General features: G+C 70.0%; 4 protein-coding genes. All 4 read right to left on the bottom strand.

The features are described from left to right. Nucleotide 1: 1 nt before the first annotated feature. The 4 genes from ACHAAJ_RS00145 to ACHAAJ_RS00130 are packed head-to-tail and all read right to left on the bottom strand — an operon-like array spanning nucleotide 2 to nucleotide 10,842. Complete coding sequence (locus ACHAAJ_RS00145; protein ID WP_435725787.1) at nucleotides 2–2,386, bottom strand: transglutaminase-like domain-containing protein; 2,385 nt, start codon at nucleotides 2,384–2,386, stop codon at nucleotides 2–4. Further along, nucleotides 2,383–3,711 (bottom strand): DUF58 domain-containing protein, encoded by a 1,329-nt coding sequence (locus ACHAAJ_RS00140; RefSeq protein WP_435725786.1) that lies wholly within the window; start codon nucleotides 3,709–3,711, stop codon nucleotides 2,383–2,385. Before ACHAAJ_RS00140 ends, ACHAAJ_RS00145 begins: the two co-directional genes overlap by 4 nt. Before the next feature lie 22 nt (nucleotides 3,712–3,733). Further along, on the bottom strand, nucleotides 3,734–4,711 hold the full coding sequence (locus ACHAAJ_RS00135; protein ID WP_435725785.1) for an AAA family ATPase: 978 nt from the start codon (nucleotides 4,709–4,711) through the stop codon (nucleotides 3,734–3,736). A gap of 47 nt (nucleotides 4,712–4,758) precedes the next feature. Beyond that, the gene (locus ACHAAJ_RS00130; protein ID WP_435725784.1) at nucleotides 4,759–10,842 is read right to left on the bottom strand and encodes an Ig-like domain-containing protein; all 6,084 of its coding nucleotides are present in this window, start codon (nucleotides 10,840–10,842) and stop codon (nucleotides 4,759–4,761) included. Nucleotides 10,843–10,918 lie beyond the last annotated feature (76 nt).

Here is a 10,918-nt window from a genome sequence, read left to right as displayed (position 1 = left end):
GCTACTCCTTCTGTCTCTGTGCTGGATCTACTGTACGGACGTCGGCCATCCGGCCGCGCCTCCTCCGGCGCTCCACGACACGCGCGGCCGCGTCCTGGAACAGCGAGCGGGGCGAGAACCTGGCGCGTTGGCGTTTCCAAAAGCCTACCGAGGATCGCATGCCAACGAGTTGCTCCTCGACCAGGTTCCAGTAGTCGGCCACCTGCGCCTCAGTCGGTTCGGCGGTCCCGAACACCGCGCCGTCCGCCCGGTGCGCCAACTGCATGACGGTGGCGCTAGACCGGGGGAAGTCGCCGCCGAGGGCCCGGGCGTTCTCGCGCCTGGTGCCCTTGCCGTCCGGTTGGGCGCCCATGTCGGTGGCCAGGCTGACCACCTCGCTCCACCCGCCGCCCACGCGATCGCCGGGCGCCCCGGATTCGAAGCGCGAGCGCCGGCGGCGCAGTTTCAGCCAGGCAACGAGCAGCAGGGGCAGCAACAGCAGCAGCAACGGGACCGTTGCCACGGCCACGGCCGTGACCAGTTGACCCCATTGGTCCCAGAACGTCTCCTGCTGCTCGTCGGCGTCCTGCGGATCCGCGGCCGTTTCCGGCGGTAGCTTGGCAGGGTCCTGGGGTGGCGGCGGGGGCTGCAGGACCTGCGGCTGGGGAATCGACTGCGGTTCCTGCTGCGGTGGCGTGGGTTCCTTGTCCTTGTCCGGCGTGGGATCGAACGTCACCCATCCGACGTCCTCGAAGGCGATCTCCACCCAGGCGTGCGCATCCTTGCCGGTGATCGCCACGGCCGACCCGGGTTCGTGGTCCTCGGGATAGAAACCCATCACCACGCGGGCCGGCATGCCCTGTTCGCGTGCCATCAGCGCCATGGCCACGGCGTACTGCTCGTCGTCCCCGATCATGTTCTCGGCGTCCAACAGGGACGCGATGCGGGCCGCCCCGTGTCCGGACAGGCTGGGCACCTCGTTTTCCTTGCCGTTGGAGAAGAAACCGCTGGTCTTCAGCACGGTGGCCATGTTCCGCGCCCGGGCCAACGGCGTGTCTCCGTCGCCGGCGAACTTGGCGCCCTGGCCGGCGGCGGCCTGCGGGACGTTGGCCAGTTTGGGCAGACGCACGTCGCTGAAACCGAACGCCGCGAGTTCCTTGTCGCCGATGGCCACCGGGTACACGACGTCCGCGGTGTACGAGTCGCCCTGGCGCAGCGGCACCGTGCTCAGCGCCGTCTCCGCGTCCGCGTTGTAGAACAGCGAGCGCGAGAGGTCCCGCCCGCGCTCCCCGGTCAGCTCCATGCCGGCCAGCTTCCCGGCTCCGGGCAGCCAGACGCCGGAGTATCCCTCGATGGTGATGTCCAGCGTCCCTCGCACACGGCGCGGTTCCTCCCGCAGGGAGGCGTTGATGCTGCTGGTGTCGCCCACGGGCGCGAAGTTGCCGCCGGAGCGCGGGTCCACGTTGAAGACCATGCCGTCGTAGGAATCCAGTGCCGCCAGCCTGATGCGTTCCCCCTCGGGCAGGCCGGAAACGGTGAACAGCGTCTCGTCGGACCTGTCCTTGACATAGTTCCGGAAGGTCATGAGCGGGCTCGGGTAGTCGTAGAGGTCGACGGGCGGTACGACGGAGTCGCGAAGCACCTGCCGGTTTTCCGACGCCGTCACGAGCGGCGCGGCCAACGCCGTCGTTCCGCCCGCGGCCACCAGGACGACGGCGCCGAAGGCCATGCGGCGCACCACCGAGTCCCGCGCGGCACGGCGGTCCTCGCCCGCGTGGTTCAGCGACTCCATTCCCGCGCCCACCGCCCGGTCGACGTGCCGGCGCCAGGCCAGCCAGCCGACGACGACCACGGTCAGGACCACGCCCCGCATCACCGGCATGGGCACGTCCCGGGTGCCGAAGCAGATGCCGACCACGAAGAGGACCGCCACCGGGATGACGGACCAAAAGGGCGAACGCAACCGCCAGGCCAGCAGACCGGCCGCCAGCCCCGTCAGGAGCGCGGAGAGGAACGGAACCACCAGCATGCCGCCCTGGACGCCGACCGGGGGCGCGACGGTAAGCACGTCCTTCCACGACAGGACGATGCCCGCAAGCAGCGTCCGGAGCGACTCGAGGTTCGGGATGAAACCGGCCGTCGCCTCGGCCCCGGTGGCCAGGGCGGTCCCGAACAGCAGGTAGGCGGCCGCCGCGACCCCGGCGGTGCGCAGGATGCCGAGGTGCAACCGGACGTTGGCGTACGCCACGGCGAGCCCCAGCAGTGCCCCGCCCAGACCGGCCGCGAGGTAGCGCGCGTTGCCGCCGTACGCCGAGTGCAGACCCATCGTGCCCACGGCGAGCGCGGCGAAGAGGCACGCCGCGTCGACGGCGTGGTGCGCGGCCGGACGTGTGCGGTCGCGCCTCATGAGGCCGCCTTCCGCAGAACGAGCCCGAGGTCCAACAGGTCGCCGAGCGAAATGACCGTCAGGTCGCCAATGGTCGCCCTGCCGGCGCTGAGTCCGTGGGCGCAGCGTAGGGCGAAGGCGCGGACACCCACCGGAATGTGGACGCTGGCCGCGCGCAGCTGCGCCGGCGTCGCCAGCGATCCGGTGACCAGGAAGAAGACCGATGCGTTGGGGACTGCGTCCGCCGTCGTGCGAGCCAGATCTCTCAGGTTGGCGCGCCGGGGTCGGCCCTCGATCCGCGTGAGGTCGTCCAGGAGGTTCCGGCCCGTTTCGGTGCGCGCCGGGCCGTCGTGGCTGATGACCGTCAGGTTGCGCTGGTCGCGGACGGCTTGGAGGCCGATCGACGCCGCCACGGAGACCGCGAGTTCGAAGTCGTTCTCCGTCGAGAACTCGTGCGTGTTCGTGGACAGTGCGACGGCCAGGTGGGAGCGCCGGGTCTCCTCGAACTGGCGGACCATCAGCTCGCCGGTGCGGGCCGTCGACTTCCAGTGGATATGGCGGCGGTCGTCGCCCACCACATAGCCGCGCAACGCGTGGAAGGACACGTCGGAGGATGAGAGGTCGCGCGTGGGAAGACCCTCGAGGTCGCGGATGAAACCCGAGCTGGATCCCTCAAGCGCCGTCGTCCGCGGGTGGACGAACAGCTCCTGGGGATCGCTCCACCGCACCTGCCTGCGCAGGAGCGCGAACGGGTCCTGCCGGATCGAGCGCACGGGACCCACCTGGATCACCGCGCGGCGCTGCGTCGGGATCGTGAACAGGTCCTCGTGGACCTGCCCGGGGGCGAGCCGCGGCACGTGGAAGTAGGCCGTTGCCAGCCCCACCGGCAGCTCCATGGCGGAGGGCAGAAGCGCCCGCTGAGACGCGTTCGCCACCTCCATGCTCCCGATCGCCCGGTCCCCCACCGCGACGCGAGTGCGGTTCAGGTCCAGCCGGACGTCGTAGACGGACCGCCCCAGGACGAACGGAACCGCGATCGCCAACAACAAGGTCCCCGTGAGCGCGGCGATCTTGGCCTCCTGCCATCCGAAGGCGGCGCCGAGAACGCCAAGCGCCAGCACGACGCCGGCCAGCAGCCAGCCGAGCGGCGACACGATCCCGGTCACCGGGCGCACCGTGTCGGCGAACCACGCCGCGGCGCGCCGCAGGTTCGGGGCGGCGGAGAGCTCGACCAGCTGGGCTCCCTCGCGCCAAAGCGAGGAAGGGTGGAGCCTGCCGCGTCTCGGCGGGGCGGCGCTGCGCCGTCGGGCCTTGCGTTGGCCGGGCGCTGGTGTGGTGGTGCTCATGCCGTGGCGTCTTCCGGTCCGGCTAGGCGTGGGCCGCGGCACGCTGTTGCGGCGCGGCGGTGTCGGCAAGCACGCGCCCCAGCACGGCCTCGGGCGTGGCGCCGGCGAATTCCGCTTCGGGGTCCATGACGAATCGGTGCGTCCACACGTAGGGCGCCAGCTCCTTGACATCGTCCGGCAGAACGAAGTTGCGCCCCTCCGCGGCCGCCCAGACCTTGGCGGCGCGGACCATGGCCAGCGCGCCGCGAACGGAGACGCCCAATCGGGTCTCCTCCGCCTCGCGTGTCCCCTCGCACAGCTCCGCGACGAACTCCAGAACGGCGTCGTCGACGTGCGTGGTTGTCGCCAGGTCCGCCATGTCCGCGATGGCCTGGGTGGTGATGATGGCCTGCAGCCCCGCCGAGCGGTCGCGGGTGGTCGCGCCGGAGAGCAGGCGCACGGTCGATGCGCGGTCCGGGTAGCCGATGGAGGTCTTGATGATGAAGCGGTCCAACTGTGCCTCGGGCAGGCGGTAGGTGCCCGCCTGCTCGATGGGGTTCTGGGTGGCGATCACCATGAACGGCCGGGACTGCGGATACGTGGTCCCGTCCACGGTGACGCGGCCCTCCTCCATGACCTCGAGCAGGGCCGACTGCGTCTTGGGCGAGGCGCGGTTGATCTCGTCCGCGAGCACGAGGTTCGCGAAGATCGGGCCCTTGTGGAACTCGAACATCTGGGTTTTCTGGTCGTAGATCGTAATGCCCGTGACGTCGGAGGGCAGCAGGTCCGGCGTGAACTGGATGCGCGAATGGGTTCCCTGCACGGTGGCGGACAGCGCCCGCGCCAGCATGGTCTTCCCCGTGCCGGGGGCGTCCTCGAGAAGCACGTGGCCTTCGGCCAGCATGGCCGTGAGGACCAGCTTGACGACGTCGTCCTTGCCGAGGACGGCGCGGCCGACGTTCGCCACGAGCTTCTCGAACGTGCCGGCGAACCATTGCGCCTGCTCTGTTGTCATGGTCATGTGTGTCTCCTTCGAAAACCGCGGATGCGTTCGGCTGGCGCCCGGCGCTACCAGTTGTGGATCTTGTTGGATTGGACGCCATCGACGACAGCGAAGACCGGCGTCGCATAGCGCGAGCCGTTGACGCATTCCATGATCGCCCGCGCGTGTCCGCTGCCGTTGGTTGAGATGGTGTGCGCCCCGCTGTCGAAACGGCCGTTGCCGTTGTGGCACTGGACGCCGAACGTCCGGTTCGGCGCGAAGTTGTTCACCTCGACGTCGAACTTGTAGCACTCGATCCAACATCCCTCGTAGCCGTTGTATTCGGGGCCCTTGCGCAGGGTGACGGAACGAGCCGGCGGGTCGGGCTTGGGGTTGGTGGCCTCGCTGATCTGCCACGACTTCCGCTGCCCCTCGGTGTCCTTCGCCACCACCGTCAGGGTGCGGGTGGTGCTGTAGCCCAGGTTGTTGACCCGCTGGTTGCCGTCGTTCGGCGTGCCACCGACGCCGCCATCGATCCCGACGGTCAGCGTGACGGGACGGCCGTTGGCGTAGTCCGCCTCCTTGGCGTTCCAGCGGAAGTCGATCCAGTCGTCTCCGTGGGTGGCTGATCTCCCCCCGCCATTGCGCAGGGGACCGTAGGAACTGGTGCTGTTGGACCCCGGGCTCGGTTCCCCGGCCCCGGCCACGTTCAGCGCCCGGACGCGCCACGTGTGGGCGGAACCGTTGGCGTCGGTCGTGATGACCGCTCCGGGACCGCTGATTCCCTGCCAGGCACCCCCGTCGGTGGAGTACTGGTAGCCCGTGATGCCGGACCCGTTGGCGCCCGGCGGGTTGAAGTCCAGTCGGACCTTGTTGTTCTGCCCGGTCGCCGTGGCCGCCGGCTTCCCGATGGCCAGCGGCCGTCCGTAGGGGGTCACGGCCGTGGATTGGGCGCTCTCCGGGGAGGCGCCCACCTTGTTGCGGGCCGTCACGCTGAAGCTGTAGGAACTGGTGGTCTTCAACCCTGTCAGCGTCTGCCCGCTCGAGCTCGCGGAGACGTCCAACGAGCGCGCGAGGGCGCCGTTCTCGAAGACCTTCAGCGTGTATCCCCGCAACGGGGCGCCGTTGTTGTCCGGCGCGGACCAGTTCACCCGAACCACGCCGCCGTCGACCGCCGACTCCTGCCGCACGGCCGTGGGGGCGACGGTCTGGAAGGGCTTGCCCGCCGGAATCACGCCGGCCGAGTAGGTGCTCCACGGGGATGGTTTGTCCGCCTTGTTCAGCGCCTGCACCCTGAACTGATAGGACACGCCGTTGGTGAGCCCTGGCCACGTGTAGCCGGTTCCGGTGATGCCCGTGACCTGCGTGGCCCCGTTGGCGGGCGCCGGCGAGATCTCCAGCGTGTAGGACGTGATGGCCGAGCCGCGGCTCACCGGCGCCGTCCACTTCACGTCGGCTTCCCGGTCGCCGTAGGTGGTGGCCGGCGGGGCGGGCTGCTCCGGTTCGACGTCGGGGCGCGCGTCGGCGGACTCGGCCGACGGTTCCGATTCCCCGACGGCGTTCGTCGCCGTCACGGTGAAGTTGTAGGTCCGATCGTTTACCAGCGGGTTGAGCGTGCACGTGGTGGATGGGCACTGGTGCTCGAACCCGTTGCCCCGCACGGTGTAGGACTCGATCGGCGAGCCGCTGTTGGACGGCGCATCCCACCGCAACACCACGTTGCGGTCTCCCGTGGACTCGACCAACGGCAGGCCGGGCGCCTCCGGCCGGCCCTTGACGTTGAGCGTCACCGTGCCGTTGACCTCGCGGTCCGCGTCCTGCGTCATGTCCCCGATCGTGTACTGCACGGTCATCGTGCCCACGAAGGTGTCCGCGGGGGTGATCTCGAGCCCGCCGCCGCCGATGGCGACAACTCCGTCGCCCTGCCGTCCGGTGGCCCCGATAATCGTCAGGTCCCCCTCGCCCGCATACGGGTTGTGGTCGTTCGAGAGCACGTCCACCGTTTCGGTGCGCCCCTGGTGGGCGTCCGCGACGGTGTCGGCCACGGCCACGGGCAGTTCGCGGCTGGAGGCCAGGACGGAGATCGCGACGGTCGCGGAGACGGGCGGGTTCTCCTCGTCCTGGACCGTCACCGTGACGGCCCCGCGAGTGCCCTTGGGCGTGTTCGGCGGCGCCGAGGCGCGCAGGGTGTGGCCTTCCACGAGCTCGACGTCGACACCCTGGACGTTTGTCTCGGCGAGCTTGAACACCAGCTTTTCGGTGTCGCCCGCGTCGGGATCGCTCGCGGTCCGGCGCAGATCCAGGCTCGCGGGGTCCTCACCCTGCGCCACCTCCATCGAGTTCGACTGGATGGTCGGCGGACGGTTCTCCTCGGGACGGGGCAGCACCTTGATCGGGATGGACAGGACGGCCGACAGTCCGTCCGGATCATCCGGGCCACTCCCGTCGGTGACCTCGACGGTCACCGAGGCCGGTCCGGCATAGTCCTCCGCGGCGCGGAAGACCAGTTCGTTGGCGGACTTCACGAGCTGTCCGCCGCTGTCCGGCACGGACCTGACCTTGTCCTCGGCCGTAAGACGCGGCGTCCGGCCGTCCCGGACCTGGACCAGCTCCGGAAGCCGAAGCGCCAGCGGGTCCCCGGCCATGACCTCGATCGGGACGTCGCTCTTCAGCACCGGGCGCGCCTCGCCGGATCCCGGCACGTGCGCGAAGGCCGTCGAGTGGAGCCCGTCGACGTCGGTCACGGTATACGCGATTACCTGCGGCCGCGAAAGCACCTGCACGCGCAGCTGCCCGTCGGCAATGCTGGCGGTGTCCGGGCTGTCCGGAAGCGACACCTCGAGCTCGTCGGTGCGGCCGTCGGGGTCCTCGTCGTTGTCCAGCACCGGCAGGGTGATCTGGTCCTTGCCCACCGCCTCCTGGAGCGAGGACCTGTCGTCGCGCGCGATGGGGGCCAGCAGCTCGGCGTTCGGATCGGCCTGCACCGTCAGGGTGGCGGAGGCGGACCCGCCGCGTCCGTCGGCGACGTTGTAGCGGACCGAGAGCGAGCCCTTTTCGGCCGGCGACGTGACGACGATGCGCCCCTCGACGACCTTCGCGTCCGCCCCCTCGGAGGACTTCAGGTCGTCCACTAGGGCGATCCTGTCACCGTCCGGGTCGGTGTCGTTCGTGAGGACGTCCACCGAAACGGGCCGGTCGGGCCGAACCGTGATGGAGTCGTTGGCCGCAACCGGCGGATTGTTGGTGTTGGCCAGCGGTGCGATGCCGACCATGACCGTTCCGGTGGATCGCGCGCCGAGACGGTCCTCGACGACGTAGGTGAAGACGTCGGTGCCGGCCGCGTCCCTTCCGGCGGTGTATTCGATCGCGGAACCGCGTACCTTCGCGTTGCCCAGCGTGGGGGCCGATCCCAGCTGCACCAGCGTGACCGAATCACCATCCGGGTCTATGCCGTCCAACGGAATGTCGATGGCCGTGGTGCCTCCGGCGAAAACCCTGCCCTGGACCTGCACCGCGTTCGGCGGCGCGTTGTTCTCCAGGTCCTGCGGCCGGACGTGGAAGCTCACCCGCGCGCTGGCCTCCTGGCCGTCGGGGCCGGCGACGGTGTACACGGCCGAAACCGTCCGGGCTTTGCCGTCGAACGCTCCGGCGCGGAACCGCACGGTGTCGTCGGCGACGCTGATCAGGCTTCCCTCGCCGATCTTCGAGGACTCCTTGAGATCGGGGCGCAGCGTCAGTTCCGCGCCGTTGGGGTGCACGTCGTTCTCCAGGACATTGACCGTGGCCACGTCGCCGGCCCGGACCACCACGGTGTCCGGGTTCGGCCGCGGCGGATCCAGCCGCGGCGGCGCGGGAACCGGGATGACGGTGATCTCGCCCGTGGACACCCCGCTGCCGTTGGAGACGGTGTAGGTCACCTTCGTCGCTTCGGTCAGGCCGCGCACGTCGGTCACGCGCACGAAGCTGTTGCGCTCGACGGCGACGGTGAATGGCGCCTCCTCCGGAACCTCGGCACCGGTCAGCACCAACACGCCGCCCGCCGGGTCGGAGTCGTTGCCCAGGACGTTGACCAGGACGTTGCCTCCCGCCGGCAACAGCGCCACGTCGCGCACGGCCACGGGGTTGCCAGTGTTCCGCTCCGGGTCCCTGACGTCGATGCGGATCAGGCCCGCGGCGCTGGAGGGTCCGTTGGTCGCCACGTACTTCGCGTAGAACGTGCCCGTGCGTCCGCCGCGCAGCGTGACCGTCCCGGTGTCGGGGTTGGAAGCCAGCTCCAGCCCGTCGACGGCGTCGACGTTGGCCAGGCGCAGGCCGGCACCGGAGGGATCGGCGTCGTTCTCCAACGGGGAGAAGGTGACCTCCTCGCCGACGTTGGCGACCACGTGGTCGGTCGACGGGATGGGCGGGATGGTGGATTTGGCGAGGACCTCGACGACGATGCGCCCCTGCGTGCTCTCCCGCCCGTCGGAGACCTGGACGGTGATTTCCTTGCGGCCCACGGACTTCCCGCTGTCCTGGAACGTCAGGGCTCCGTCGGGGCGGACGCGGATGGTGTCCTCGCCCTTGCCGGCACCGCCGAGCAGCTGCAGGTCGTCGCCCTCCGGATCGGACCAGTCCGTCAGGATGTGCTGGGTGATCGACTCGCCCTGCTGCACGCGCAGCGTGGTCACTCGCTCCTGGGCCGGGCCGCTGTTCTCGCCCATCGGCACCACGCGCACGTTGGCGCGGCCGGTGGCCTCGCCGCCGCGGCCGTCGGACGCCTTGTAGGTGAACGACGTCGATCCGGTCGCCTCCTCGGGCACCACGAGTTGGAATCCGGTGCCGTCGTAGATCCCCTGCAGGGTGCCCACGGCCGGCTGTTTTCCCTCCAATGCCGCCACCAGCAGGTCGCCGTCGGGATCCACGTCGTTGAACAGGACGGGCAGCGCCGTGGTCCGCCCGGCGCGCACGCCGAAGGAATCGGGCTTGGCGATGGGTTTCTTGTTGTCCTCGGTGCGGTTCGGCAGTTCGATCGCGTCGGTGATCTCCTTGGAGTCCTCCTTCTTCGCCTCGCCCTTGCCCTTGGGCGGTTCCAGGTCGCTCCAGTTGTTCACCACCTGCATGCCGTCGTTCACGAGCCAGACCAGCCCGCTGGCCACGTCGTTGAGGACCACCACGTCCCGGTTCACGCGGAAAGCGAGTTCCGCGCCGCCGGCGAGCTCGGGGATCCGGGCCTCCTGGTCGTCGGCATCGCGCGCGCAGTCCCGGACGTAGGCCGCGCTCCCCTGCCACGCGGCGTACGTGCATTCGCCGACGCGCACGGGCTGGATGGCCTCCCCCGTGGCGGCCAGGGGCCGGTACTCGGCCTCGCCGCCGCCGAGCGGGACAGCGGCCAGCTTGTTGGACAGGGCGATCGCCACGCCGTCGGCATCGGGGCCGGGCGCCTGGATCTTCCCGCCGGCGGGATCGAGAACCGACGTCGTCGTCCCGTCCGAGGTCAGCACGTCGCCGGAGGCCGCGTCGAACACGACGGCGGTGTCCCCCACCACGCTCAGCTGCGGCTCAGGGAGCCCGGACAGCCCCTCGACCTCCACGTCCCACGCCGGCTCGAACGTCCCGTCGGCGAGCGCCGTGAAACTCAGGAAGCGGTTGGCGGCGAAGTCGACGGCCCAGACGGTGTCGTCGCGGCCGACGGCGGTCAGCGTGTCTCCCTCGGCGTCCAGGAGTGGCTCCTGGTCCTGCGCCGAGAACTCGCCCAACCGCTCCGTGCGCGAGGCGTAGACGATGCCGCGGTCCGCGTCGGAAACGGCGATCACTCCGCTGCCGTAGGAGAAGGAGGAGTTCGCGGGCAGCGCGTTGTCGTCGGTGAAGGCAACCATGGCGGGGTCCACGGTGGTCAGGGACGCCTGCTCGAGGTTGCGCACGAAGACCTGGTCGGCGTTCTGCGCCAGATCGTAGTTCGGCAGCGGGGTCACCACGCCGCCGTCGAGCACGCGGGACTCGTAGTTGAGGTGGCCGACCTTGTCGACCGACTTGTTCACGACCCACACGCCGCCGTCGTTCAGGTCGACGTCCGCCGTCTCGAATCCGGGGTAGAGGATGGCTCCGGTGACCGCCAGGGCGGTCGCCGCGGAAACCGCTGCCACCTTGAAGCCCGCGGTCTTGCCGGGAGTCGCTCCCCATCGGGACATGACGAGACCTCACGTAGATGCTTGTCGCCTATGCGCTCCCCCAACAAGACCGGCGTCGATCACCATCAGCCTAACC

It is taken from the genome of Arthrobacter arnarulunnguaqae (assembly GCF_051262515.1).
GTDB lineage: Bacteria > Actinomycetota > Actinomycetes > Actinomycetales > Micrococcaceae > Arthrobacter_N.
Note: the sequence above shows the minus strand (reverse complement) of the source record. Positions and strands in the feature narration are given on the sequence as shown.

What these genes read in the sequence shown, in the direction of transcription:
- ACHAAJ_RS00145 (WP_435725787.1), bottom strand. Translation starts at nt 2,386, where the DNA reads ATGAGGCGCGACCGCACACGTCCGGCCGCGCACCACGCCGTCGACGCG.
- ACHAAJ_RS00140 (WP_435725786.1), bottom strand. Translation starts at nt 3,711, where the DNA reads ATGAGCACCACCACACCAGCGCCCGGCCAACGCAAGGCCCGACGGCGC.
- ACHAAJ_RS00130 (WP_435725784.1), bottom strand. Translation starts at nt 10,842, where the DNA reads ATGTCCCGATGGGGAGCGACTCCCGGCAAGACCGCGGGCTTCAAGGTG.
- ACHAAJ_RS00135 (WP_435725785.1), bottom strand. Translation starts at nt 4,711, where the DNA reads ATGACCATGACAACAGAGCAGGCGCAATGGTTCGCCGGCACGTTCGAG.